The 25,007-nt window shown below is 73.4% G+C and carries 24 protein-coding genes; 15 read left to right on the forward strand and 9 right to left on the reverse strand.

Going from position 1 to position 25,007, the window contains the following annotated elements:
* The first annotated feature begins 28 nt into the window (after positions 1 to 28).
* The 3 genes from ACFYXK_RS05430 (at position 29) to ACFYXK_RS05440 (ending at position 2,206) form a co-directional block, all read left to right on the forward strand.
* Positions 29 to 1,081: a family 2 encapsulin nanocompartment cargo protein polyprenyl transferase gene (locus ACFYXK_RS05430; protein WP_383504579.1), complete on the forward strand. Its 1,053-nt coding sequence runs from the start codon at positions 29 to 31 to the stop codon at positions 1,079 to 1,081.
* A 199-nt stretch (positions 1,082 to 1,280) separates the two neighbouring features.
* Complete coding sequence (locus ACFYXK_RS05435; protein ID WP_389409932.1) at positions 1,281 to 1,904, forward strand: GNAT family N-acetyltransferase; 624 nt, start codon at positions 1,281 to 1,283, stop codon at positions 1,902 to 1,904.
* A 71-nt stretch (positions 1,905 to 1,975) separates the two neighbouring features.
* Entirely contained in the window at positions 1,976 to 2,206 is a 231-nt protein-coding gene (locus ACFYXK_RS05440; protein WP_383504574.1) for a hypothetical protein, read from the forward strand.
* Positions 2,207 to 2,210: 4 nt separating this feature from the next.
* On the opposite strand, the gene snpA is transcribed toward ACFYXK_RS05440, so the two are convergent.
* Complete coding sequence (snpA, locus tag ACFYXK_RS05445) at positions 2,211 to 2,882, reverse strand: snapalysin (protein ID WP_389409933.1); 672 nt, start codon at positions 2,880 to 2,882, stop codon at positions 2,211 to 2,213.
* A gap of 207 nt (positions 2,883 to 3,089) precedes the next feature.
* Here snpA and ACFYXK_RS05450 point away from each other — a divergent pair, with 207 nt between their 5' ends.
* Positions 3,090 to 4,022 (forward strand): LysR substrate-binding domain-containing protein, encoded by a 933-nt coding sequence (locus ACFYXK_RS05450; RefSeq protein WP_389409934.1) that lies wholly within the window; start codon positions 3,090 to 3,092, stop codon positions 4,020 to 4,022.
* Positions 4,023 to 4,056: 34 nt separating this feature from the next.
* On the opposite strand, the gene ACFYXK_RS05455 is transcribed toward ACFYXK_RS05450, so the two are convergent.
* On the reverse strand, positions 4,057 to 6,081 hold the full coding sequence (locus ACFYXK_RS05455) for a transcriptional regulator (protein ID WP_389409935.1): 2,025 nt from the start codon (positions 6,079 to 6,081) through the stop codon (positions 4,057 to 4,059).
* Between the two features lie 107 nt (positions 6,082 to 6,188).
* Here ACFYXK_RS05455 and ACFYXK_RS05460 point away from each other — a divergent pair, with 107 nt between their 5' ends.
* The 3 genes from ACFYXK_RS05460 (at position 6,189) to ACFYXK_RS05470 (ending at position 8,955) form a co-directional block, all read left to right on the forward strand.
* Positions 6,189 to 7,007 (forward strand): alpha/beta fold hydrolase, encoded by an 819-nt coding sequence (locus tag ACFYXK_RS05460; protein ID WP_389409936.1) that lies wholly within the window; start codon positions 6,189 to 6,191, stop codon positions 7,005 to 7,007.
* A 102-nt stretch (positions 7,008 to 7,109) separates the two neighbouring features.
* Positions 7,110 to 8,024, forward strand: coding sequence for a DUF4097 domain-containing protein (locus ACFYXK_RS05465; RefSeq protein WP_389409937.1), 915 nt, complete (start codon positions 7,110 to 7,112; stop codon positions 8,022 to 8,024).
* A gap of 1 nt (position 8,025) precedes the next feature.
* A complete protein-coding gene (locus ACFYXK_RS05470) occupies positions 8,026 to 8,955 on the forward strand; it encodes a helix-turn-helix transcriptional regulator (RefSeq protein WP_389409938.1) in 930 nt (309 codons plus the stop codon).
* Positions 8,956 to 8,987: 32 nt separating this feature from the next.
* Here the strand turns inward: ACFYXK_RS05470 and ACFYXK_RS05475 are convergent, their stop codons facing one another.
* The 4 genes from ACFYXK_RS05475 to ACFYXK_RS05490 all read right to left on the reverse strand — a co-directional run bounded on the left by ACFYXK_RS05475 (position 8,988) and on the right by ACFYXK_RS05490 (position 12,442).
* A complete protein-coding gene (locus ACFYXK_RS05475) occupies positions 8,988 to 9,548 on the reverse strand; it encodes a Clp protease N-terminal domain-containing protein (RefSeq protein WP_389409939.1) in 561 nt (186 codons plus the stop codon).
* On the reverse strand, positions 9,548 to 9,757 hold the full coding sequence (locus ACFYXK_RS05480) for a helix-turn-helix domain-containing protein (RefSeq protein ID WP_383504553.1): 210 nt from the start codon (positions 9,755 to 9,757) through the stop codon (positions 9,548 to 9,550). The genes ACFYXK_RS05475 and ACFYXK_RS05480 overlap by 1 nt, the downstream gene beginning before the upstream one ends.
* 66 nt (positions 9,758 to 9,823) lie before the next feature.
* Positions 9,824 to 10,786: a zinc-binding dehydrogenase gene (locus ACFYXK_RS05485; RefSeq protein WP_053691791.1), complete on the reverse strand. Its 963-nt coding sequence runs from the start codon at positions 10,784 to 10,786 to the stop codon at positions 9,824 to 9,826.
* Between the two features lie 453 nt (positions 10,787 to 11,239).
* Positions 11,240 to 12,442, reverse strand: a complete 1,203-nt coding sequence (locus ACFYXK_RS05490; RefSeq protein ID WP_376203321.1) for an NADP-dependent malic enzyme — start codon at positions 12,440 to 12,442, stop codon at positions 11,240 to 11,242.
* 524 nt (positions 12,443 to 12,966) lie between these two features.
* On the opposite strand from ACFYXK_RS05490, the gene ACFYXK_RS05495 reads away from it, so the two are divergent.
* Genes ACFYXK_RS05495 through ACFYXK_RS05505 form a run of 3 tightly spaced genes read left to right on the forward strand, consistent with a single transcriptional unit; the run spans position 12,967 to position 15,677 of the window.
* A complete protein-coding gene (locus ACFYXK_RS05495; RefSeq protein ID WP_389409940.1) occupies positions 12,967 to 13,926 on the forward strand; it encodes an ABC transporter substrate-binding protein in 960 nt (319 codons plus the stop codon).
* A 36-nt stretch (positions 13,927 to 13,962) separates the two neighbouring features.
* Positions 13,963 to 14,913, forward strand: coding sequence for an amino acid ABC transporter permease (locus tag ACFYXK_RS05500; protein ID WP_389005678.1), 951 nt, complete (start codon positions 13,963 to 13,965; stop codon positions 14,911 to 14,913).
* Positions 14,910 to 15,677, forward strand: a complete 768-nt coding sequence (locus ACFYXK_RS05505) for an amino acid ABC transporter ATP-binding protein (RefSeq protein WP_030859290.1) — start codon at positions 14,910 to 14,912, stop codon at positions 15,675 to 15,677. Before ACFYXK_RS05500 ends, ACFYXK_RS05505 begins: the two co-directional genes overlap by 4 nt.
* A gap of 99 nt (positions 15,678 to 15,776) precedes the next feature.
* On the opposite strand, the gene ACFYXK_RS05510 is transcribed toward ACFYXK_RS05505, so the two are convergent.
* Complete coding sequence (locus ACFYXK_RS05510) at positions 15,777 to 16,532, reverse strand: class I SAM-dependent methyltransferase (RefSeq protein WP_389409941.1); 756 nt, start codon at positions 16,530 to 16,532, stop codon at positions 15,777 to 15,779.
* Positions 16,533 to 16,614: 82 nt separating this feature from the next.
* On the opposite strand from ACFYXK_RS05510, the gene ACFYXK_RS05515 reads away from it, so the two are divergent.
* The gene (locus tag ACFYXK_RS05515; RefSeq protein WP_053784645.1) at positions 16,615 to 17,244 is read left to right on the forward strand and encodes a CGNR zinc finger domain-containing protein; all 630 of its coding nucleotides are present in this window, start codon (positions 16,615 to 16,617) and stop codon (positions 17,242 to 17,244) included.
* Here the strand turns inward: ACFYXK_RS05515 and ACFYXK_RS05520 are convergent.
* Positions 17,148 to 17,507, reverse strand: coding sequence for a S24 family peptidase (locus tag ACFYXK_RS05520; protein ID WP_106974973.1), 360 nt, complete (start codon positions 17,505 to 17,507; stop codon positions 17,148 to 17,150). The two genes, ACFYXK_RS05515 and ACFYXK_RS05520, sit on opposite strands and share 97 nt — an antisense overlap.
* A 243-nt stretch (positions 17,508 to 17,750) precedes the next feature.
* Between ACFYXK_RS05520 and sodN the strand changes: the two genes are divergently transcribed.
* A complete protein-coding gene (gene sodN, locus ACFYXK_RS05525; RefSeq protein WP_008741558.1) occupies positions 17,751 to 18,146 on the forward strand; it encodes a superoxide dismutase, Ni in 396 nt (131 codons plus the stop codon).
* 118 nt (positions 18,147 to 18,264) lie between these two features.
* On the opposite strand, the gene ACFYXK_RS05530 is transcribed toward sodN, so the two are convergent.
* Positions 18,265 to 18,450: a DUF6104 family protein gene (locus tag ACFYXK_RS05530; protein ID WP_010061466.1), complete on the reverse strand. Its 186-nt coding sequence runs from the start codon at positions 18,448 to 18,450 to the stop codon at positions 18,265 to 18,267.
* Between the two features lie 132 nt (positions 18,451 to 18,582).
* Here ACFYXK_RS05530 and ACFYXK_RS05535 point away from each other — a divergent pair, with 132 nt between their 5' ends.
* The 3 genes from ACFYXK_RS05535 to ACFYXK_RS05545 are packed head-to-tail and all read left to right on the forward strand — an operon-like array spanning position 18,583 to position 25,000.
* Positions 18,583 to 20,664, forward strand: a complete 2,082-nt coding sequence (locus ACFYXK_RS05535; protein WP_389409942.1) for a trypsin-like peptidase domain-containing protein — start codon at positions 18,583 to 18,585, stop codon at positions 20,662 to 20,664.
* Positions 20,665 to 20,689: 25 nt separating this feature from the next.
* On the forward strand, positions 20,690 to 21,742 hold the full coding sequence (locus ACFYXK_RS05540; RefSeq protein WP_389409943.1) for an AAA family ATPase: 1,053 nt from the start codon (positions 20,690 to 20,692) through the stop codon (positions 21,740 to 21,742).
* Positions 21,743 to 21,748: 6 nt separating this feature from the next.
* Complete coding sequence (locus ACFYXK_RS05545) at positions 21,749 to 25,000, forward strand: SAV_2336 N-terminal domain-related protein (protein ID WP_389409944.1); 3,252 nt, start codon at positions 21,749 to 21,751, stop codon at positions 24,998 to 25,000.
* Positions 25,001 to 25,007 lie beyond the last annotated feature (7 nt).

Genomic DNA, 25,007 nt, shown 5'->3' on the forward strand with positions numbered 1-25,007 from the left:
CACGACACCCGGGATCGGGGGACACGCCATGGGCACCACTGAGGCGATCACGACCGGCGAGGGGCAGGAGGCCGCGGCCCTGCTGGAGCGGACAAGAGAAACGGTCAACCCGGAACTGCGCCGCACCGTCGGGAACCTCCCGGGGGCGATGCGGCGCGTGGCGATGTACCACTTCGGCTGGGAGCACGCGGACGGCACCCCGGCCGCGGGCAATGCGGGCAAGGCCATCCGCCCCGCCCTCGTGCTCGCCGCGGCCCAGGCCCTGCGGGGCCCGGACGCCAAGACGGCCGCAGGCGCGGTACGGGCGGCGGTGGCCGTGGAGCTCGCGCACAACTTCACGCTGCTGCACGACGACGTCATCGACAAGGACACGAAGCGCCGGGGCAGGCCCACCGCCTGGACCGTCTTCGGGATGCCGGACGCGATCATCACCGGCGACGCCATGATGGCGCTCGCGCTGCGGCTGCTCGCGGAGGATCCGCACCCGGCCTCGGCGCAGGCCTCGGCGCGGCTCGCGGCCTGCGTCATCGAGCTGTGCGCCGGTCAGCAGGCGGACTGCGCCTTCGAGCAGCGGGCGTACGTCTCGCTCGACGAGTGCCTGACCATGGCGACGGCCAAGACCGGGGCCCTGCTGGGCTGCGCCTGCGCGCTCGGCGCGCTCTACGCCGGCGCCGGGCCGGACGAGGTCGACGCGATGGACGCCTTCGGGCGGGAGGCCGGGCTGGCCTTCCAGCTGATCGACGACCTGATCGGCATCTGGGGGGATCCGGGCCACACGGGCAAACCCGCCGGGGCCGATCTGATCGCCCGCAAGAAGTCCCTCCCGGTCGTGGCCGCCCTCACCTCGGGCACCGCGGCCGGCGAGGAGCTGGCGGCCCTGTACGCGGGTCCCATGGCCGAGGACGACGTGCGGAAGGCCGCAGACGCGGTGGACCGGGCCGGCGGGCGCGACTGGGCGCAGGCCCATGCCGCGGACCGGATGGGCCGGGCGGTGCAGCTGCTGTCCCGGGCCGTGCCGGACCTCGGGGCGGCGGGCGGGCTGCTGGCGCTGGCGGAGTTCGTCACCCGGCGGACCCGGTGAGCCCGTAGCGCGGCGAAGGCCGTACCCGCGCTCCGTACCCGGGCCCCGTGCGCAAGCCCCGTGCGCAAGCCCCGTGCGCAAGCCCCGTGCGCAAGCCCCGTTCCGGCACTGCATCGTGCCGGAACGGGGCTTTCCGCCGTTCCGGCGCCAACTCTAGGATCGCCCGCGGCAGTTGAAACGTGAGCGAAGGGTGTGACCAGTGGCGCTGGAGATACGTCAGGCGGATCAGTCGGACCGGGACGCGGTGGCGCGGCTGCTCGACGAGGCCTTCCGCACCGACCCGGTGAGCAGCTGGGTCTTCCCGGACCCGGAGCACCGGGCCGCGGTGCACGGAAAGTTCCTGGGCGTCTTCGTGGACGTGGCGCTGGCCGAGGGCCGGATCGACTACGCGGTGGACGGCTCGGCGGCGGCGCTGTGGCTGCGGATCCCGGCCGGGGAGCCGGAAGGGGAAGCCGCCGAGGACGACGTCCCGGCGAAGATGCGCGCGGTCGCCGACCCCGACAACGAGCGGTGCGAGCTGGTCGGCCGGCTGACGGGCGCGGTGCACCCGACCGCCGAGGAGCACGAGTACCTGCTGATGATCGCGGTCGCCCCGGGCCGGCAGGGCGAGGGGCTCGGGACCGAGCTGATGCGGCCGGTGCTCGAGCGCTGCGACCGCGAGGGCGTGCCGGCGTACCTGGAGGCCAGCAGCGAGCGCAGCAAGGGGCTGTACGAGCGGCTCGGCTGGGAGTTCACGGGCGAGGCGGTGCAGCTGCCGCAGGGGCCGCTGATGTGGCCGATGTGGCGCAAGCCGCAGGGGACGACGTCGTCCCGTTCGCGCTGACCACGGCGGGCGCAGCACTTTCGCAAGCGCCGGAACCGGCCGAACGCACGGAACCGGCCTACCGTGGAGGTATGGCCGGTGAACAGCACCAACAGCAGGATCGGCGCCACCCGCACCCGCCCGAGGCCGTGGCCCCGCAGACCGCGCACGAACAGCTCGCGTGCCCGGTCTGCGGGCGCCCCGTCGAAACCGTCATCCGGCGGCGGAAGGCGCTGGGGATCTTCATTCCCGAGTGGGTACCGGGTCCCTGCCGGAACCCGGACTGCGCGGAATACGTACCCGAGGTGGGAAAGCTGCCCTAGCTCGTCAGCTCTTCGAGCCCAGCCCCGACGCGGCCAGCCCGTTGCGCCACAGCTGGTCCACGCGCGAGCGCTCCGCGCTGTTCGGGTTGGCGTTCTGGCACGAGGTGCCCGGGCCGCCGCCCGACATCAGCTCGGAGCAGGGACCCGAGTAGTGGTCCGGCAGACCCAGCACGTGGCCGGTCTCGTGCGCGGTCACCCGGGTGGAGTTGTACTGCTGGTTCTGCCGGTAGTCGAGGAAGATGTAGCCCCGGCCGTGGCCGTCGGTGCTCGCGTACGAACCGCGCGAGTCGTTGCCCTCGTAGTACGAGAAGTTCCCGCCGGAGGAGACCTCCTGGAGCTTCACGTTCGAGACCGAGCTGTTCCATATCTGCGTGGAGCGGGATATCTGGCTGCGGAAGCTCGGCGCGTTGCGCGTGTTGTAGGTGACGGTCACCGCGAGGGCGGCCGGGTTCGCGGCGCGCTGCTCGGCGACCGAGCGCTGCACGGCCTCGAAGAAGGCGCGGTTGGCGTCCTGGTTCTCCTGCGAGTTCTCGTACGCCGCGTAAGTGGCGGCATTGCCGGCGGGCGCGGTGGCGGAGGCGGCGCTGGCGGTGGGGACCACGCCGAGGGCGGCCGCGAGGCCGAGGCCGACGGTGGTGGCCAGTACGGCCTTTCGGGACATACGGGAGTGGCGCATGTGGGGGGGCTCCTACTCGATCCGGTGGGGGGTGGGTCGTTCGGTACCGGAGTCTGCGGGAGCGGGAGCGGCCGGCGGATGATGTCAGCCACCGATAGCGCCGGCCTATCGGGGAGATTTCGGAAGGTCAACTTCCGTGAGAATGGCGTGATTCGGTGGGGTATCAGTGGCTGGTGCGGTCCGCTGGGACCGGCCTACTCTCGGTTCATGGAGCTCGAGGTGAGGCACCTGCGCGCACTGTGCGCCATTGCCGACGCCGGCAGTCTGCACAAGGCCGCGCGGCAGCTCGGCGTGAGCCAGCCCTCCCTGACGACCCAGCTGCGCCGCATCGAACGCGCCCTGGACGGCGAGCTGTTCCTGCGTGAGCGCACCGGCTGCCGGCCCACCCCGTTCGGCCGCACGGTCCTGGGCCGGGCCCGCCCGCTGCTGGCCGAGATGGCCGCCCTCGTCGCCGAGGCCCGGGCGCTGGCCCGCGGGCCGCGGCTGAACATCGGCTCCACGGCCAGCCGGGCGATACCGGGCTGGCTGCGCCGGATCCACCGCCGGATGCCGGACTTCGAGACCTCGCTGGTGGTGGACGTGTCCGCCAACGCCCTGCTGCGGATGGTGGCTTCGGGGCAGCTGGACGTGGCGTTCGTCCACGAGGTGGAGGGCTGCCCGCTGCGGGTGCCGGCCGGGCTGGAGCTGCGGGTCCTGATGGACCGGGAGCCGCAGTTCGTGTCGATGTCCCGGGACCATCCGGCGGCCCGCCGACCGGTGGTGGAGTTACAGGACCTGGCGGCCGACCGGTGGACGGTCGACCCCTCCGTGGACGGCGAATGGGACGGCCTGCGCCGGGTGTTCGCCGGGGCCGGGCTGGACCCGCCCGTCCTGCACGCCGACTACCACACCGCGACCTCGCTGATCGTCTCCGGCGAGGCGGTGGCCCCCTGCCAGCCGACCTCCGGGCCGCGCGACGACATGGCGATACGGCCGCTGTCCGGCGACCCCCTCGCGGTCAGGCTGCTGCTGGCCACGCGGCCCGGTGCGCATGCCGAGGTCTTCGACGACCTCCGGGCGGCCTACCGCGAGGCCGCCCTGCGCACGCCGCCGTACCGCGCCTGGCTCCACCACCACGCCAGCCCCCTCCTGGCGGCGTAGCCGCCGGCGGCGGGGAGACCTGCGCCCCTGCGCGTCAGGCGGACCACGGCGAAGGAGAGCGCGGGTCGGGCGAGTACACGCAGTAGGTCCCCGTGCGGATGGTGCGGTCGAGGTGGTCACCGAGCGCCGGAGAGGCATCGCCGAGACGGCCGACGGCCTTGCGCACGGCCTGGGTCACCGCAGCCCGGGCCCGTTCGGATGCCGCTCCGGCGCGCCGGCCGCGTCCGCCGAGGCCGACCGCACGGGCCAGTTCGGCGACCAGGAAATCGCGTTCGAACTCGGCCTGCGCCTGCCTGCCGATGTCGTGGTCGGACCGGGCCTCCTCGATGTCGTCCTCGATCTCGGTGAGCCGCCGCCGGTACATGTGCTTGGCCCGGTCGTCCAGGAGGGGACCGGCGTCGTCGGCGCGGAGCAGCCCGCCGACGGCGGCGGGGTCGTCGCTGTCGGCGGCGACGAGGTCGAGGACGTGGAACTCCCGTCCCGGCGCGGCGAGCAGGCGGGCGAGGTGGTGCATGCCCTTGCTGTCGCGGATGTTCATGGACCTGCCGTCGAAGACGACCTTCCAGTAATCCCCTTCCCGGACGAAGGTGTCCGGCTCCGCCGGGGCCGGCTGCGACGGATCGACGGCGGGGGCGCCGGCGATCCGCTCGAACTCGATGCGCGCCGCTTCCCGCTCGAGGGCCTCGGCCTGGAGGTGACCGAGGGCGCGGTGGGCGTCCGCCAGCCGGATCCGGCACTGGGCCGCCTCGTACGGCGCCCCGATCTCGTTCCAGGAGCGGACGGCGTCGGCGAGCAGCGCCGACGCGCCGACCGCGTCGCCCGCCGCGAGCAGGACCGCACCGCGCGCCTGCCGTGCCGAGGCGCTGAGCGCGCTGCTCGCGAAGCGGTCGGCCACTTCCTCGAGCTCGCGGGCCGCCTCCTGCGCCGTCTCCAGGTCAGCGCCGGCCACGGCGATCTCGACCTGCGCGGCCAGCAGCGGCGCCCTGCGCAGCCCGGTGGTGGGGGGAAGCTCCTTCGACGGAACCGGCAGGGGCCGGAGCAGTGCCTCCCGGATCGTGGCGGCCGCCGCGCCGACGTCGCCATCGGCGAGCCGGACCAGCGAGAGCCCGGGCTCGGGGTCCCAGCCGAGGCGGTGGGCGGCGAGCAGCGCCTCCTGCGCACCGGCCGGATCCCCGCGCCGCAGCCGGATGCGGCCCAGCTCCGCCAGCGGCCAGCCCAGCTCCCGCCGCACATAGGGACGCAGCTCGTCGCACGCGAGGAGCACCTGCTCCTCGGCGGCCGCGCAGCGACCCCGCAGGCGCAGGATCTCCGCCCGGTGCACGCGGCACCGGCCGTGGATGCTGCCGATCGCGTTCGTGCGCGCCCACCGCTCCATGGCCTCGGTCCACTGCTCGGCCAGGTCGTACTGGGCAAGGCCCTGCAGCGCGCACACCAGCTCGCAGTAGACGACCCCGGTCGAGAGCGGGTCGAGGTCGCCGGACATCGTCGCCGCCCCGGCGTCGTCGAGCAGGGCCAGACCGCGTTCGACGTCGCCGTCGAAGATCACCAGCCGCGCCAGGGCCACCCGCCCGATCGCGGCTGCCGCCGGATCGGTGTCCAGGCCGATCGCGACCGCCTGCCCGGCCCAGTCGCGAGCGGCGTCGAGGTGGCCGCTGAGGAGCCGCTCGTAGGCGCGCACCGCCGCGAACCATGCGTGCACGGGGGTCGCCGAGGCGGGGTCGAGGAGGCGTTCGGCACGCCCGAGCCACCCCCGTACCGGCGCCATGAGCGCGGTGTCGAACAGCAGGTGCATGGCCACCCGCACGGCGGCGCCGGCCGCGCCGTTGTCCTCGCCCAGGCCGGCCAGCTCGTCGTGCAGGCGCTCCCACGTCTCGACCGCGACGTCGAGATGGCCCGCGGCATACGCGACGCCGGCGAACTCGGCGAGTTCCGCCGGGCCGAGTGCGCCCGCCGCCCGTGCCGTGGCATAGCCGGCGTGGGCCTCCGCCCACGCGCCTCGTGCCGCAGCGCTCCTGGCCTGCTCCAGCGCGGTGGTCCCGTCGCCCGTGGTATCGGTCACGACCATGTCCCTCGATCCGGGGTCGGGGTGGTTACGGCGGTAACCGTCCCGCTTACGCCTCCAGAGTGAGCAATGACCACCGAGGAAGAGGCACCGAGGAGGACACCATGGACACCGTCACCGTGAACGGCATCCGGTTGGAGTACGAAATCCGCGGATCCGGGGAGCCGGTGCTGCTCATCAGCCCGGTCATCGCCGACGGGTTCCTGCCGCTCGTCGCCGAGCCGGCACTGGCCGGACGCCACCAGCTCATCCGCTACCACAAGCGGGGCTGGGGCGGCAGCACCCACACCCCCGGGCCGGTCACCGTCGCCGACCACGCGGCCGACGCCATCGCCCTGCTCGACCGGCTCGGCATCGGCCGGGTGCACGTGGCCGGGCACTCCAGCGGCGCGGCCGTCGCCGCCCAGCTCGCCCAGGACCACTGCGACCGGATCGCCACGGTCTCCCTGCTGGAGCTCTCCCTGCTGTCGGTACCCGCGGGCGCGGCCTTCTTCGAGCAGGTGGCGCCGGCGTTCCGGGCGTACGCCGAGGGGGACGCCGAACGGGCCGTGCAGCTGTTCATGCCCGTCGTCGGCGGGATGGACCGGGACCGCTGCCTGACACTGCTCGACGAGCGGGTACCCGGCAGCGTCGCACAGGCGGTCAAGGACGCCGACACGTTCTTCGGGGTCGAGCTCCCGGCCCTGGCCGAGTGGCGGTTCGGCCCTGATCAGGCCGCGGCGATCCGCCGGCCGGTGCTCTCCGTTCTCGGCAGCGACACCAGGCCGCTGTGGGTCGAGGTCGCCGCGTTCCTCCGTTCGAACGTGCCCGACCTGGAGGAGTGCGTCGTCGACGGCGTGGGCCACCTCCTCCACATGGAGCGGTCCCCGGCGGTCGCCGGAGCCATGGCCCGGTTCCTCGAACGTCACCCCATCGCGTCCTGAGCTCCGGAGCAGGCTTGACTTCGGGCATCCGCGATATATCGTGTTAGCCAGAAGACGCGATATGTTGCGTGCCGTGTCCGTACGCCGAGGAGGATCAGCACCATGGCAGAGCAGAAGACGTGGTCGGTCGCCGAACCGCAGAAGCTCACCTTCGAGGAGCCGGTGACCGAGCTCCGCGTCCGCCTCGTCGGCGGCACGGTGAACGTCGTCGCCGACGAGGGTCCGGCCCGCCTCGAGGTGGCCGCCGTCGACGGACCGCCGCTGTACGTCGTCCAGGAGGGCGGCACCCTCACCGTGTCCTACGAAGACCTCCCCTGGAACGGTTCCCAGGACCTCAAGAAGTGGTTCGAGGGCAAGCCCTGGAAGGCCTGGTCCCGCTCCGGCTCGGGCCGCAAGGCCTGGGAGCGCAGGGCCACCGTCACCCTCACCGTCCCCGCCGCCACCCGTATGCAGCTGGCCACGGTCAGCGCCACCTCCGTCATCTCCGGCATCGGCGGCGACACCGACGTCAACGGGGTCTCCGGCGACGTCACGCTGGTCGGCCTGGCCGGCAAGGTCAACGCGAAGACCGTCTCCGGCAGCGTCGAGGCCCAGTCCCTCACCGGCGGGCTCGGCTTCCACTCCGTCTCCGGCGGCCTGACGGTGGTCGACGGCGCCGGCGGCACGGTACGCGCCGACTCCGTCAGCGGCGACATGCTCATCGACCTGGCCCTCGACGCGGCCGAGCCGCGACCGGTGGACATCTCCCTCAACTCCGTGTCCGGGCAGGTGGCGATCCGCCTTCCGCACCCGGCCGACGCGCGGGTGGAGGCCAACACGGCCACCGGCGGAGTCTCCAACGCCTTCGAGGACCTGCTCGTCTCCGGCCAGTTCGCCGCCAAGCGGATCACCGGCACGCTGGGCGCCGGCACCGGCACCCTGCGGGCCACCACCGTCTCGGGTTCCATCGCCCTGCTGCGCCGCCCGGCCGCCGACGCCCCGGGCGCCCCCCTCGTGCTCGACAAGAAGGTGCTCTGACATGCCGCCCGTCTTCGCCCACGGCCGCCTCCGCCTCTACCTGCTCAAGCTGCTGGACGAGGCACCGCGTCACGGCTACGAGGTGATCCGGATGCTGGAGGAGCGTTTCCAGGGCCTGTACGCGCCCTCCGCGGGCACGGTGTACCCCCGGCTGGCCAAGCTGGAGGCCGAGGGCCTGGTCACGCACGCCACCGAAGGCGGGCGCAAGGTGTACTCCATCACCGAGGCGGGCCGCGCCGAACTGGCCGACCGGGGCGGTGAACTCGCCGACCTGGAGCTGGAGATCCGCGATTCGGTGTCCGAGCTGGCCGCCGAGATCCGTGACGACGTACGGGGCGCGGCGGGTGCCCTGCGGCGCGAGATGCGGGCCGCGGCCTCCGCGACGGCGACCCCGGTCGAGGACGCGTCCTGGGCGGCGGCCAAGGAGGAGCTGCGCAAGGCCAGGCAGGAGTGGAAGGAACAGGCGCGCCGGGCTAAGGACGAGAGCCGCCGGGCCCGCGAGGAGGCCCAGCAGGCCCGCCGCCAGGCCAAGGAGGCGCAGGAGCGGGCGCGCGAGGAGGTCATGCGGATCGCGGGCCAGCTGCAGGAGCAGTTCGCGAAGTCCGGCGGGGTGCTGGGCAATCTGGCCGGCACCTGGCTCGGCGGAAGCGCGGGCGGCACGGGCAGCGCGGGCGGCGCTGGCGGTGCGGGCAGCGCGGGTGCCGGTACGGGTGCCACCGGCGCCGCGGCGGCGGACTCGGACTGGGCCGAGGACCTCGCCCCCACCGGCGACCCGGCCCGCGACCTGGACCGCCTGCTCGACCGCTTCCGCGACGACGTCCGCGACGCGGCCCGCGACCACGGCGTCACCCCGGCCCGGCTGGCCGAGGCCCGCGCCCACCTCGCGGCGGCGGCGGACCGCCTCGCCGAGACGTTCCGCCCGTCGCGATAGGTCGCGGATCCGGCGGCGGATCAGGCCGCCGATCAGGCCGCCAGGCCCGCCTCGGCCGCCGCGTACGTGACGCCGTGGTCCGCCAGGACCTCGGCGGCCGTGCCCGGTCGGGAGATCAGCGCGAGCAGCAGGTGCAGGGTGGCGATGTGGCGGTCGTGGCGGCCCAGCGCGATGCGCAGGGACTGCTCCAGGACCTTCTTCGCACCCTGGGTGAAGGGGACGTGGCGGCTCTCCGGTTCCGGGCGGCCCAGCGCCGAGCGGAGCGAGGAGCCAAGGGTCCGGCGCCGCGGGGTCGCCGAGGCGAGTGCGCCCTCGCCGTGGGTCTCCTCGACCCGGGAGACGATCTCGGTGAGGTCGATGCCGAGGCCCGCGAGGGCCTCCTCGTCCGCCCGGGACATGCCGCCCCGGCGGCGGGCCGCGGCGAGGTCGGCCGTGACCGCGGCGCGGTCCACGCCCAGCGGATCCAGTGCACCCCGGTCCAGCAGGGCCTGGAGCAGGTGCTCCTCGGTGACGGTGGCCGCCCCGACCCGGTGGGCCTCGGCCACGGCGCCGGTCACGGTGCTGCGGGCGTCCTGCGTGAAGCGTTCGAACATCAGACCCTCCCGTGCTTCTTGTGTACGGCCTGCCGGCTGACGCCCAGTTCGGCCGCGATCTCCTGCCAGGACCACCCCTGCGCACGGGCGCTGCGTACCTGTACGGACTCCAGCTGCTCCAGCAGTCTGCGGAGCGCGGCCACGGCACGCAGGCCCACGCGCGGGTCGCGGTCCCCGGCCCGCTCGGCGAGATCGGTCGCTTCTGTCATGCCTGTCAATTTAGGTTGACGAGCGGACGGTGTCAACCACCGTTGACGCGACGGGAGGGTCTCCGGCTACACCGTCAGGACGATCTTCCCGAACAGGTCGCCGGCCTCCAGCTTCTCGAAGCCCTCCCGTGCCCGGTCGAGCGGCAGGACCTCGTCGATCACCGGCCGCACCCCGGTCGCCGCGCAGAAGGCGAGGAGGTCCTCCAGCTCGTCCTTCGATCCCATCGTCGAGCCGACCACCTTGAGCTCCAGGAAGAAGATCCGGGTCAGCTCGGCGTGCGCGGGGCGGTCCCCGCTCGTGGCGCCCGAGATGACCAGGGTGCCGCCCGGGCGCAGCGACTTGACCGAGTGCGACCAGGTGGCCGCGCCGACCGTCTCGATCACCGCGTCCACGCGCTGCGGCAGCCGCGCGCCCGGCTCGTACGCCTCCACCGCGCCCAGCTCCACCGCCCGCTTGCGCTTGGCCTCGTCCCGGCTGGTGGCGAAGACCCGCAGGCCCGCCGCCTTGCCGAGGACGATCGCGGCCGTCGCGACCCCGCCGCCGGCGCCCTGCACCAGCACCGAGTCACCGGGGCGCACGCCCGCGTTCGTGAACAGCATCCGGTACGCCGTCAGCCACGCCGTCGGCAGGCAGGCGGCCTCCTCGAACGACAGCTCGGCGGGCTTGCGCAGCACGTTCCAGGCGGGGACGGTCACCTGCTCCGCGAAGGTGCCCTGGTAGCGCTCGGTCAGGATCGAGCGCGGCTCGTCGGGGCCGACCCCGTGGCCGCTCTGGCCGATCACGGAGTGCAGGACGACCTCGTTGCCGTCCTGGTCGATGCCGGCGGCGTCGCAGCCGAGGATCATCGGGAGTTTGTCCTCGCCGAGGCCGACTCCGCGCAGCGACCACAGGTCGTGGTGGTTGAGGGAGGCGGCCTTGACGTTCACGGTCACCCAGCCGGGGCGGGCCTCGGGGGCCGGGCGCTCGCCCAGCACAAGGCCGCTCAGCGGCTGGTCACGGTCGATTCGGGCGGCGTAGGCAGCGAACATGCCGCGACGCTACCGCCCGGTAGCGCGACGGGCCAGCCCTGTCGGGGCACTGTCGGTGAGGCCTTCGTCGCACGGCCGCCGGACGGATCGGTGCACCTCGGCGGGAACCGGACGGGGGTGTTCCTGCGTCCGTACTGGGCCGTCCGGGGGGCGACCGGAATTGTTCGTTGCGCGCTCAACTAAGCGGGCCACGTGCGGTCTTGTGTGGCCGGATGGGCGAAGTGGAACGTCAGGATCAAGCCTCGGGTGGCGGTAATATTCACGCCATGCCGCCCGGCTCGTCATGAGCCTGCCACCTTGTGGCCGCATGGTCATTGACGGAGCGTCAGCTTCATCGAGGCGCTGAGGCGGAGCATCCCCTCCCGGTTCGGGGGCGGGGAGGGTGTGCCCAACGGAAGAGGGGCCCGGCCGGATGAACATCCGGCCGGGCCCCTCTTCCGTGCTGCCGCCGGGTCAGACCAGGCGGGCCACGCCGTCGGCCTTGGCCGCCGCGGCGACCGCGGCCGCAACGGCCTCGGCGACGCGCGCGTCGAACGGCGAGGGGATCACGTAGTCGGCGGCGAGCTCGTCACCCACGACACCGGCGATGGCGTCGGCGGCGGCGATCTTCATGCCCTCGGTGATCCGGCTGGCGCGAACCTTCAGGGCGCCCGCGAAGATGCCCGGGAACGCCAGCACGTTGTTGATCTGGTTCGGGAAGTCCGAGCGGCCCGTGGCCACGACCGCCGCGTACTTGTGCGCGACGTCCGGGTGGACCTCCGGGTTCGGGTTGGCCATGGCGAAGACGAAGGCGTCCTTCGCCATCGAGGCCACGGCCTCCTCGGGCACCGTGCCGCCGGAGACGCCGATGAACACGTCCGCGCCGTTCAGAGCCGCTTCCAGGGAGCCGGTCTGGCCCGTCTTGTTCGTCAGGCCCGCGATCTCCGCCTTGACGTCCGTCAGGTCGGAGCGGTCCGCCGAGACGACGCCCTTGCGGTCGGTGACGCAGACGTCGCCGATGCCGGCGTCCACGAGGATCTTGGCGATGGCGATGCCCGCCGCGCCCGCACCCGAGATCACGGCGCGCAGGTCGCCGAGCGTGCGCCCGGTCAGCTTCGCGGCGTTGCGCAGGGCGGCCAGGGTCACGATCGCCGTGCCGTGCTGGTCGTCGTGGAAGATCGGGATGTCCAGGGCTTCCTGGAGCCGGCGCTCGATCTCGAAGCAGCGGGGGGCGGAGATGTCCTCCAGGTTGACCCCGCCGAAGGACGGCGCGAGGCGGATGACCGTCTCGACGATCTCGTCCGTGTCCTTGGTCGCGAGCGCGATCGGCACCGCGTCCACACCGCCGAACTGCTTGAACAGGATGGCCTTGCCCTCCATCACGGGGAGGGAGGCCTCGGGACCGATGTCACCGAGTCCGAGCACCGCCGTGCCGTCGGTGACGACGGCGACCACGTTGGACTTCCAGGTGTACTCGTTCACCAGCTCGGGCTGCTCCGCGATGGCGCTGCAGACCTTCGCCACGCCGGGCGTGTACGCGAGGGACAGGTCATCCTTGTTCTGGACCGGCACCGTGGCCTGGATGGCCATCTTGCCGCCCCGGTGCAGCGCGAACACCGCGTCCGGGTTGTTGTCCGTCGCGCTGTCGCTGCGAGGATTGACGATCTCCGCTGCCACTTTCTTGGCCCCTTAAGTCTTTGAATCGTTGAGGGTGACCACACCTGGTTAAGGGGTGGGCGGGCACCGCGTCCGTACTCCGCATCGACGGTTGGCCCGTCTCCGCGAAGGGGAGGTTCGTACGCGCGGGCGCGCCGCACGCGCGCCCTGAGCCCCGGATGAGGGGTGTAAGGATCCGTTGTACCCGAAGAACGCTCACCCAGACGAGTCGATTCCGACTCGACTGCAGACCTCTTGTCCTGTTTTCGGCGAAAGGTCCAAAGACCTCTGTCCAACGGGCGAGACGGACCGCAAATAGTCCGTCAAAAGGGCCAGGTCACAGCGGTTCCTGCGGCCGTGAAGCCGCCATTCCGCAGTCCTGTTGGGTACCCCCACCCACCCGTTATCCGATTTTGACCTGACGAACTGCCTGAATGCGTCAGTCCGAATGGCAAGATGCCGTAATCACACGAGGTCGCGACACTCGAAGGTGCGTGCCCGACCGCTCTCGGATGCTTTCCCCAGCCACCCGGAGGAACCAGCTCATGACCGCAAGCACCACCCGTCGTACGACCGCCGCCCGGTCCCGGATCGCCGCGGTCGGCGCGATCGCGGTCGCCGGCGCCCTGATTCTCACCGGCTGTGGCGACCAGACGGAGAAGGGCTCCGCGTCGACCCCCTCCGGCGGTGCGGCGAAGGACAGCAGCGCCCCGCTCTTCTCGGCCCTGCCGAAGAAGATCCAGGACGCCGGCGTCATCAAGATCGGCACGGACTCCGCCTACGCCCCGATGGAATTCGTCGAGGGTGGCAAGATCGTCGGTGTCGACCCCGACATCGCCGAGGCGCTCGGCAAGCAGCTCGGTGTGAAGATGCAGTTCACCGCGGGCACCTTCGACGGCCTGATCACCTCGATCTACACCGGCCGCGAAGACGCGATCATGTCGTCGATCACCGACAACAAGAAGCGCCAGGAGGGCCTGGACGACAAGGGCCAGAAGATCGGCAAGGGGATCGACTTCGTCGACTACTTCTCCTCCGGCCTCTCGCTCCTCGTCAAGAAGGGCAACCCCGAGGGCATCAAGTCGATGGACGACCTCTGCGGCAAGACCGTGGCCGTCCAGCGCGGCACGATCTACGAGGACACCTTCAAGGCCCAGGCCGAGAAGTGCGGTGACAAGAAGCTCACCATCCAGGCCTTCGACACCGACGCCGAGGCGCAGACCCGCGTCAAGGCCGGCGGCGCCGTCGCCGACCTGAACGACTACCCGGTCGCCGCCTACACGGTGAAGACCTCCGGTGGCGGCAACGACTTCGAGGTCGCCGGCCAGCAGAGCGACGTCGGCCTCTTCGGCATCGGCGTGAGCAAGGAGAACACCCAGCTCCGCGACGCGCTCAAGCAGGCCCTCGACGCCATCATCAAGGACGGCTCCTACGCCAAGGCGCTGGAGAAGTGGAACGTGCAGGACAGTGCCGTCAAGTCCGCGACGGTCAATGCAGGTCAGTAAGTCCCGCGCTCCACGCTCCACTGAAGGGCAGTCATTGTGACTGACAAGATCGAAAAGGGTCCGGCCGACAACCCGCCGGCCGGACCCGGTGCCTCGGGCCTCCCGTACGAGGCCATCAAGGCCATCCCGGTGCGGCACTACGGCCGCTGGGTCAGCGGCGTCGTGGTCGTCGCGCTGCTCGCCTGGCTCGTCTACGCGTTCGCCAACGGCAACGTCATCTGGGCGACGGTCGGCGACAAGCTGTTCGACCCGGCGGTCCTGAGCGGTCTCGGCAACACCGTGATCATCAGCGTCTCCGCCATGGCGCTGGGCCTCGTGCTCGGCATCGTCTTCGCGGTGATGCGCCTCTCGAAGAACCCGGTGACGGGCGCCGTCTCCTGGCTCTACATCTGGTTCTTCCGCGGTACCCCGGTGTACGTGCAGCTGCTGGTGTGGTTCAACCTGTCGCTGATCTTCCAGTACATCAACCTGGGTCCGATCTACAAGAACGAGACCGTCGACGTCATGACCCCGTTCATGGTCGCCCTCCTGGGCCTCGGCCTGAACGAGGGCGCGTACATGGCGGAGATCGTCCGTGCCGGCATCCAGTCGGTCGACGAGGGCCAGACCGAGGCCGCGCACGCGCTCGGTATGCCGCAGACGAAGACCATGCGCCGGATCGTGCTGCCGCAGGCGATGCGCGTGATCATCCCGCCCACGGGCAACGAGTTCATCAACATGCTGAAGACCTCCTCCCTGGTCTCGGCGGTTCAGTACACGGAACTCCTGCGGGCCTCGTCGAACATCGGCAACACGGCCGGTGCCATCATGGAGATGCTGTTCGTGGCCTCCTTCTGGTACCTGGCTCTGACCAGTGTGTTCAGCGTCGGCCAGTACTACCTGGAGCGCCGCTTCGCCCGTGGTTCCACGCGGAACCTGCCGCCGACGCCGTTCCAGCGTCTGAAGGCCAACCTGAACATGTTCCGCCGTACGGAGGTCGCGCGATGACCGCTCAGCCGATGGTCAAGGCCGAGGGCGTCCACAAGTCGTACGGCGCCGCCCACATCCTCCGGGGCATCGACCTCGAGGTCGCCCCGCGCGAGGTCTTCTGCCTGGTCGGCCCGTCCGGCTCCGGCAAGTCGACCTTCCTGCGGTGCATCAACCACCTGGAGCGGATCAACTCCGGGCGGCTCTCGGTGGACGGCCAGCTGGTCGGGTACAAGCAGAAGGGCGACAAGCTCTACGAGCTGAAGGACAGCGAGGTCGCGGCCCAGCGCCGCGAGATCGGCATGGTCTTCCAGCGCTTCAACCTGTTCCCGCACATGACGGCCATAGAGAACGTCATGGAAGCCCCGGTCATGGTCAAGGGCGAGAGCAAGGCGGTGGCGCGCGAGCGCGCCGTGCGCCTCCTCGACCGCGTGGGCCTGGGCGACAAGGGCGGGAACTACCCCACGCAGCTCTCCGGCGGCCAGCAGCAGCGTGTGGCGATCGCCCGCGCGCTGGCCATGGAGCCGAAGCTGATGCTCTTCGACGAGCCCACCTCGGCGCTCGACCCGGAGCTCGTCGGCGACGTCCTCGACGTCATGCGGGACCTTGCCGAGTCGGGCATGACCATGATCGTGGTGACCCACGAGATGGGCTTCGCCCGCGAGGTCGGCGACAACCTCGTCTTCATGGACGGCGGCGTCGTGGTCGAGTCCGGCCACCCGCGCGAGGTGCTGGGCAACCCGCAGCACGACCGGACGAAGGCGTTCCTGTCCAAGGTGCTGTAACCGCGCAGAACGGTCGAGAGGGGCGGTACGGGAATCCCGTACCGCCCCTCTCCCGCGTCACGGCACGACGCGGAAAGTTCTCACTTTCCTACAAAGGTCCTACTTCAGGCCCAGGACCAGTCCGTCGGAGGGCGAGCGCCAGATCGTCCGGGCCTCCGCGAAGCCCGCCTCGCGCAGGGTCCGGGCGTGCCAGGCGTCGTCGGGGGTGTCCCCGTCGGCGTGCTCGCCGTAGATCTCGAACCGGCGTTTCGTCGGCTCGGCGAGCACCGGGTCGGCGGCCGCGAGGGCCCACCAGTCCGCCCAGTCCAGCGCGCCGGCCTCCCGGGCCCGGTCCATCCCGGCGTGCCGGTGGGCGCGCTCGGCGGCGTTGATCCGCGGGGTCGCGGGGTCGGGCATGTGGTCGGCGTTCATGAAGACCCCGCCCGGCCGCACCAGCGGGGCGAGCTGCCCGTAGAGCGCCGCGAGGGCCGGGCTGTGCAGCCAGTGCAGCGCGGTGGCCGTGAGGACGGCGTCGTACGTGTCGTACGGGAGCGCCGCGGTCCAGGCGGGGTCCTTGAGGTCGGCGGTGACGAACGTGACGCGGCGGTCGCCGTCGAAGTGGCCCCGGGCGATGGTCAACAGCGCCGGGTCGAGATCGACGCCCGTGGAGGTGGATTCCGGGAACCGCTTGAGGACGCGGTCCGTAATACTTCCCGTACCGCACGCCAGATCGAGCACCCGGGGGGTGGGGCCCACCAGTGCCTCGACCATGTCCAGCATGACCCGGAAACGCTCCTCGCGGTCGGGCATGTACCACTCCTGCTGCCGGTCCCAGCTCTCCTGCCAGGCCTGCCAGTCGGTCGTGGTCTCCGCCATCACTGACCCCTCCAGTCGTAATACCCTCGAATACGTCTCAGCTGTTACCCGAGACATTAATCCGCAGCCGTAAGGACTACAAGTGGAACTGGCCCATTACTCGGACTATGCCGTGCGCCTGGTCAACACCGAGGAGCCGGCCCGCAACAAGGATTCGCTCACCTCCGTGGACGCCGTCCGGGGCCTCTTCGGCACCGGGGTCCAGGCCGCCCGCCGGGTCACCGACGCCGACGTCACCCGCTTCCGCAACGTCCGCGGCCGGCTGCGCGCCGTCTTCGAGGCCGCCGACGGCGGCGACCACGTCCTCGCGGTCGACCTGCTGAACTCCCTGCTCATGGAGTTCCCCGTCAGCCCGCAGGTCTCCGGCCACGAGTACCTCGACGACGAGGGCCGCCCGAACTGGCACATCCACCTCGCCGACCATCCCTCGAACGCCTCCGCCGGCTACGCCGCGCTCGCGTCCTTCGGCCTGGCCTTCCACCTCACCGAGCACGGCCCCGACCGCCTCGGCCTGTGCCAGGCCGCGCCCTGCCGCAACGCCTACCTCGACACCTCCACCAACCGCTCCCGGCGCTACTGCTCCGACCGCTGCGCCACCCGGGCCAACGTCGCCGCCTACCGGGCCCGCAAACGGCTGGAAGCCGAGGCGTCCGGCCAGAGCGGCCGCAGCGCCGACACCGCCCAGGACAGCCGCGCCCTCAGCGAACTCTGATCCGCCGCGCGCGGCCGGAAGCGCAGCACCGCCGTCGCCAGCACCAGCTCCTCGGGCACCGTCCCGTAGTCGGTGCTGTCGCCGGTCTCGTTGTACGGGTTGTCCCCGAGCACCCACCAACCGCCCGGTCGCCGCTCCACCGCCCGCTTGACCACCAGCAGGTCCTGCTGGAACGGATGGCGCAGCACCACCACGTCACCCGGGCGGACGACGGCCCCGTAGCGGACCACCAGCCGGTCGCCGTGCAGCAGCGTCGGCACCATCGAGGGCCCCGCCACCTCCAGCACCTCGAACGCCGCCCGCGAGCGCCTTCTCTCCACCGTGCCCGACCTCCTCGCCCGCTCTCGCCTCACTGCGCATGCTGCCGCACACTCCCGTACGTTCGCTCACCGGTCCGTACGCCACCCTGGACTTTTGTCCTAAGCCCACGGGGCCGCTCGCGAAATCCCCTTTCCCACGGAGTAATCTCCCCTCTTGAGAAGACGATCACGAGGAGGACAAACTCCATGCTTTCCCGCCTCTTCGCCCCCAAGGCGAAGGTCTCCGCCCACTGCGATCTTCCGTGCGGCGTGTACGACCCTGCCCAGGCCCGCATCGAGGCCGAGTCCGTCAAGGCCGTACAGGAGAAGTACCAGGCCAACGAGGACGCCGACTTCCGCGCGCGCGCCATCACCATCAAGGAGCAGCGCGCCGAGCTCGCCAAGCACCACGTCTCGGTGCTGTGGAGCGACTACTTCAAGCCCCCGCACTTCGAGAAGTACCCGCAGCTGCACACCCTGGTCAACGACACCCTGAAGGCCCTCTCGGCCGCCAAGGCGTCGAACGACCCGGCGACCGGCCAGAAGGCGCTCGAGCTCATCGCCGAGATCGACCGCATCTTCTGGGAGACCAAGGCCGCCTGATCCAGGCCCGCTCTCCTGCACGAAGGGGCCCGACCGTCACCGGTCGGGCCCCTTCGCCGTGCAGGGACTGCGCGCGGCCCACTCGTCCGTTCGTGGGCGCGCTCGTGCGCTGGTGGGACTACTCGTCCTCGTCGTCCTCGTCGTCCAGCCGCGCCAGCCACGTGGCCAGGCGCTCCACCGGGACCTCGAAGTCCGGGTTCAGGTCGACGAAGGTGCGCAGCTGCTCGGCGAGCCACTCGAAGGTGACCTCCTCCTCGCCGCGCCGCTTCTCCAGCTCCTCGATGCCGCGATCGGTGAAGTACAAGTCGGGCTCCGTGCCGTGATGAAGGTGTGCAGGGGATGTTTCCCGCCAGGATAATCCGCATGCCCGGCGAGACCTCCCGCCCTACCGGACCCGGCGCTAGCCTGGACTGCCAGACACCTGAGGGGGCAGGGGATGCAGGACGGGCGCACGGGCGGCACCGCGCGCGCCTACGAGCTCCTCGAACCCCTCGTCCAGGCGGCCACCGTGCGCGTCCACGCGGCCCCGGACGGGTATGCACCCCATGGGACCGGTCCCACCTGGGGCAGCGGCTTCTTCATCGCCCCGGGCTGGGTCCTGACGTGCGCGCACGTCGTCGGTGAAGGGGGTGCAGCGGTGCGTCTCGCGGGGCGTGAGCTCGGCATCACCTTCTCCTCCGGCGCCGACGGCGCCACCGGGACCGTCACCGGCCGCGTCGAGTGCGTCCTGCCCGAGCGGCTCGAGGAGCGCCGCCCCGCCCGGCACGCCCTGTGGGACCTGCCCGACCTGGCGCTGGTCCGGGTCCTCGCACCGATCACCCACGCCTGCGTACGGCTCACCGACCGGGCCAGACCCCGCCTCGACGAGGTCGCCTACTTCGGCTGCACCGAGGACCTCGGCACCCCCGAGATCACCGGCCGCACCACCCGCCTGCGCGGCACCGCCGGCGGCGGCGCCGCCCTGCGCCTCGGCGGCGACGACGAGATCGAACCCGGCATGTCCGGCGGCCCGGTCGTGGACCTGGCCCGCGGCGAGGTCGTCGGCGTGGTCAAGGCCCGCCGGCACACCGGCGGCGGCGGACTCGCCGTGTCCGTCGTCCAGTTACGCACCCTGCCGCTGGCCGCCACCGGCCAGGTCGGGCTCTACCGCCGCGTCATGCAGGCCCACGACCTCTACCACTACGACCAGCACCTGAGCGACCTGGGCAGCCGCCGCACCTGGACCGACGTCCACGACGAGCTCCCGGCCGCCGGCGACCCGTCCGAGGGCCGCAGACGGCTCACCGCCGCCGAACGCACCACCCTGTGCGGGCTGCTCGCCGAACTGCCCCCGCCGCGCTCCTCGGAGACCGTCCGCGCCCTGGTCGAGGCGGCCCGCGGCGAGGAGCCGGACCCGGGCCTGCCGGCCCCGCTCAGCTGGCGCGACGGGCTCGGCATGCTGCACGACCCGCCGGCCGGCGCCGGCGAGGCCGCCGCGATGCTCCGCTACGCGACCGACGTCAGCGTGGCCGACCACCGCGAACCGCCCTCCCCGGGCTCCGACGAAGAGCTGTGGGACTGGGTACGGGCGACGGCCGAGCGGCTGTGGCGGCCCCTGCGGCGGGAGTTGGGCGAGCGCCACGAACAGGGCCTGGTGCAGCGGGACCGGCGCCGGCGCGCCCGCGCCGCCGGTCACACGAACGGGCACGCCCGCCCCGCCGACGGACTGACCCGCGGGCCGTCGGTGCTGCTCGAGGCGTGGGCGCACGGCTGGGAGGACGTCTACGACTGGCGCGTCTCGGTGCTGGCCGGGCCCGCCCACCCGGGGCGGCTGACCCCGGTGGACTCCGGCGTACGGGTCACCCGCGCGGGCCTCGCGGAGGCGCTGCGGGTCCCGCTCGCCGAGGCCTTCCGGCGCTGCGACACGCACGAGGCGGCAGCCCTCCTCGAAGTCGCCGTGGCACCCGAGCTGTTCGGCCTGCCCGTCGACACCTGGACCGTGGCGGGCCGGGTGCCGCTGGGCGTCCAGCGGCCGGTGGTGTTCCGCCATCCGCCCGGCAGCGGCGACACCCCGCCCGACGACGAGGCCGTCCACCGCCGGGCCGACCGCTGGGCACGCGTCCAGGCCGGGCCGCTGGCCGACGAGCGGGCCGACTGCGCGCGCGGGCGCCCCCGGACCCCGGCGCCCGAATGGCTCGACGCCCTGCCGGACAACACCGTGCCCGTGCACTGCCGGGCCGCCGACGCGGAGCCCACCCGCGGCTCCCTCCACGCGGTCCACGACGCCGGATACGGGGTGGCCGTCACCCGGCGGCCCCCGGCCGATCCGGCGGCCGACTGCGCGCCGTTCCACCGCGGACTGCGCGAGGAGCTGACCGAGGCGGGGCGGGGAGCGCCGCTGCCGGTCCGGCTCCAGGCACTGCGGGCCCGCGCGCACGGGGCCGACCCCGACGCGTACTGGGCGGACGGGATGGCCCTCGTATGGGACGACCCGGCCCGCGCGCTGCCCGAAGACGAGCCGCTGCAGGGCGACCTGTGACGGGCGGGAGGGGGAGGGAGCAGCCGTGAACGAGGAATGGCTCATCTACCGGGGGGTCGGCGAACCCCACGACGGGATCGAGGCCCTGCCCGATCCGCCGCCGTGGCGGGACTTCGACGGCGGCCCCGTCGGCGAGCCCGGCGGACTCGCGGACACGGCCGACGGGAACGTGGCGCGCCGCCTCGGGGCGCACCGGCAGGCCGCCGAGCTGCACCGGCCCGAGCCCGAGGAGCTCGAGGCCATCAACGCGGCCCTGTACCTGCGGCGGCCCCTGCTCGTGACCGGCTACCCCGGAACCGGGAAGTCCACCCTCGCCCACGCCGTCGCCCACGAGCTGAAACTCGGCCGGGTGCTGCGCTGGCCCGTGGTCTCGCGGACCGTGCTCCAGGAGGGCCTGTACCGCTACGACGCCATCGCCCGGCTCCAGGACGTCCAGATCGCGGCGAGCGGCGGCTTCCCCGGCGCGGCCCCCGCAGCCCCCGCCGGCACCCCGCCCGGCATCGGCAAGGCCCCGGGCATCGGGAAGTACATCCGGCTCGGACCGCTGGGGACGGCCCTGCTGCCCACCGAACGGCCCCGCGTGCTGCTCATCGACGAGCTCGACAAGAGCGACATCGACCTGCCCAACGACCTCCTGAACGTGCTGGAGGAGGGCGAGTTCGCCCTGCCCGAGCTGGAACGGGTCGCCGACACCGAGCCCGCGGTGCAGGTGCTCACCGACGACGGGGCGAAGGTCACCGTCCACGGCGGCCGGGTGCGCTGCAGGGCCTTCCCCTTCATCATCCTGACCAGCAACGGCGAACGGGACTTCCCGGCCGCCCTGCTGCGCCGCTGCATCCAGCTCAAACTCGGGCAGCCCGGCGAGAAACGGCTCGCCACCATGGTCCGCGCGCACCTCGGCGAGGAGGCCGCCCAGCTCGGCGCCGACCTGATCCGGGAGTTCCTCAGCCGCTCCCAGTCCGAACTCGTCGCCGCCGACCAGCTGCTGAACGCCATCTACCTCACCCACTACGCCGCCCCGCCCACCCGGGAGGACCTCGCCGACCTGCTCATCCAGCGCCTCGACCGCCCGAGGTGAGCGCCCGTGCCCCCCGACCGGCCCACCGTCCCCGAGCAGCCTCCGGTCCCTGACCGGCCCCCCGTTCCCGGCCCCCCCGACCCCGTCCCCGTTCCCGGCTCCTTCGGCCCGCCGCCCGTCCCCGCTGCCCTGCGCGACCTCGCCGGACTGCTGCGCGCCGCCGGCCTCGACCCCACCGCCGAGGAGCTCGCCGACGCGCTGTGGCTGGCCGGGCGGATCGGCCCGGCCGGCCCCGCCGCCCCGGGGCGGGACCGGACGGCCCCGCCCCGGCGGCCGCGGACCGCCGGCGATGCGCCGCCGCCCGAGGAGGAGCCCGTACGCCCCGAACCCGAACCCGAGGACCCGGTCAGGCTCTACGCCTCCCGGGTCCTGGGAACCGTCGCGGAGGAGGCGGCCGAGTTCCCGGCGGGCGCCGGAGTGCCCGTACGGGTCCCCGGAGCGGCCGCGCTGCCCCGGATCCTGGAGATCCAGCGGGCCCTGCGCGCCCTCCAGCGGCACCGCCCGCCCGGCCCGCCCGCCCGCCTCGTCCTCGACGAACCGGCCACCGCCGAGGCCAGCGCCCGGGCCCTCGGGCTGGTCATTCCCGTCCTGCGGCCCGAGAGCCGGCGCGAGGCGACCGTACGGCTGGTCATGGACGCCTCACCCTCGATGGCCGTGTGGCACGACATGTTCGAGGAACTGCGGTCCGTGTGCGAGCGCCTCGGCGCCTTCCGGGACGTACAGGTGCACTACCTGCACCGGCTCGGCGACGGCCGGGCCGCCGTCGGGCGCGGACCCGGCCCCGGCACCCGGCTGCGGTCCGGGGACCAGCTGCGCGACCCGACCGGACGGGCCCTGACCATGGTCGTCTCCGACTGCGCCGGACCGCTCTGGCGCGAGGGCGAGGCCCAGCGGCTGCTCCACCGCTGGGCCGAGTGCACCCCCTGCGTCGTCGTCCAGCCGCTGCCGCAGCGGCTGTGGAGCCGCAGCTGGCTGCCGACCGAGCGGGGCGCCCTCACCCGCGCCGAGGGCAACGCCGGCCGGCTGCGGTTCCGGCCCGACCGGCCGGCCCGCCACGGGCGGCCCACCGGCGGGCTGACCATCCCCGTCCTGCCGCCCAGCGCCACCGCGCTCGGCGCCTGGGCCCGCCTCGTCGCCGGGCTCGGCACCGGGCCCGTCCCCGCCGAGGTGGGCCGGGTGCTCGCCGACCACCCCGCCGCGCCCCTCCCGCCGCCGCGCGCCGTCCGCCCGCCGCGCGAGCTGGTGCGCCGCTTCCGCGCCTCCGCCTCGCCCCGCGCCGTACAGCTCGCCGTGTACCTGTCGGCGGCGCCGCTGACCCTGCCCGTGATGCGGCTGGTGCAGCGCACGATGCTGCCGGACTCCGAGCCCTCCGACCTGGCGGAGGTACTGCTGAGCGGGCTGCTGCGGCGCGGCCGCTCCGCCGGGCAGTGGTACGAGTTCGTGCCCGGCGTCCAGGACGTCCTGCTCGGCCCGCTCGGCCGGGACGAGGCCGCGCTCGTGCTCAAGCACTGCTCCGAGTACGTGCTCGCGCACTTCGGGCGCGGCGTACGGAACTTCCCCGCGCTGGCCGTCTCCCAGCTGACCGGGGCGCCCGTGGTCGAGGAGGGCGGCGAGGAACGGGTCCCGGCCGGGCGGCTCCCGCAGGCCTTCGCCGAGGTCTCGGCCCGCGTCGTACGGCGCTACCTGCCCGGGCCGCCCGCCGGGGACCCGGCCGTCGCCGAGCCCGCCGCACCCCCGCCCGGCCGGGCCTGGGCGGTGCGCACGGCCCGCGACCGGCTCGCCGCCCAGGACCGCCAGGGAGGCGACGGCGGGCAGCGCGGACTGTACGAGGCCGCCGCCGTCCTGCGCCGGGCCGTGGCCGCACCCGCCGGGCCCGAGGACCCGCCGGGCGAGGCGGAGTGCGAGCTGGCCGGGGTACTGCTGCGGCTGTGGGCCGGGCAGCGGGACCCGGAGCTCCTCGCAGAGGCCGAGCGGGCGGTGACCGGGATCGGGACGCCGCCGGCCCGGGCCGTGCTCGGCCGGGTGCTGTACGAGCAGGCCCTGGCGGCCGAGCCGGACGCGGAACTGCTGGCCGCGGCGGAACGGGAGTTCGCGGCCGTCGGCGCCGCCGCCGACCCGGACCTGGACCCGCGGCTGCGCCTCGACTGCGTGGTGCGGCGGGCGCAGACCCTGGTCCGCCTCGGCGAGCTCCGCGAGGACACGGGCGCGCTGCGCGAGGCGCGGTCCGCACTCGAGGCGGTGACCGGCGGCCCCGCCTGCGACCCGGCGGTGCGGCCGGCCCTCGGCCGGGTCCTGCTCGCCCTGCTGCCCCGCACCCCCGACCCGGAGGAACGCACCGCCCTGGCCGGGCAGGCCGCCGAGCACCTGGCGGCCGGCCTGGCCGCCGAGCCGTCGGGAGCGGGCGCCGCCCGCGTACGGGTGGAGCTGGCCACGGCCCTGCGGTACCTGCCCGGGCGGCTGGAGGATGCGGCCGGGCAGCTGGACCTGGCCCTGGCCGAGGGCACCGGGGACCCGGAGCTGCGGCTGGCCGGCCTGGTGTGCCTGGCGCGGGTGCACCGCGCCCGGTACGCACGCGACGCCGACCCGGCGGCGCTGGAGGACGCGGCCGAGGCGTACGGCCGGGCCCGCCGGCTGATCCCCCGCGACGGGGAGGCCTACGGGGAGCTGCTGCCCGAGTGGGGCGACGTACTCCTGGACCGGGCCCGGGCCGCCGACGGCCGGCGGTTCACCTCGACGGCCGTACGGGTGCTGCGCGACAGCCGGGCGGCGGTCCCGCAGTCCGACCCCCGCTCCGCGCAGCGGCTGATGCGGCTCGCGGAGGGCCTGCGGCTGCGGCACGGCTACGAGGGCGACGTGGTGGACCTGCGGGAGGCGGAGTACCTGCTGGAGCTGGCCGTCCGGCAGAGCCGCAGCCCGCTGGAGCAGGCCCGCGCCTGGCGCGAGCACGGCGACGTCCAGCAGGAGATCCACGCGCACACCCGGGCGCTGGACCGGCTCGACCGGGCCGCGGACTCCTACCGCCGGGCCTGGCGGTCCGCGCTGGCCGCCGACCGGGAGGAGCGGCGGGACGTGGCGGTGGAACTGGGGGCGCGGGTGCAGGAGCTGCGGGGGGAGGTGCTCGAGCGCCTGGCGCGGCCCCGGGCGGCGCTGGACGCGTACCGCTCGGCACTGGAGCTCTGGACCCGGCTCGGTCCGCCGGCCGCGGACCGGCGGGACGCCCTGGGGTCCCGGGTCCGCACCCTGGAGGCGGGGCTGTGACCCCCGG

This window comes from Streptomyces sp. NPDC002209, from assembly GCF_042890265.1.
Taxonomy (GTDB): domain Bacteria; phylum Actinomycetota; class Actinomycetes; order Streptomycetales; family Streptomycetaceae; genus Streptomyces.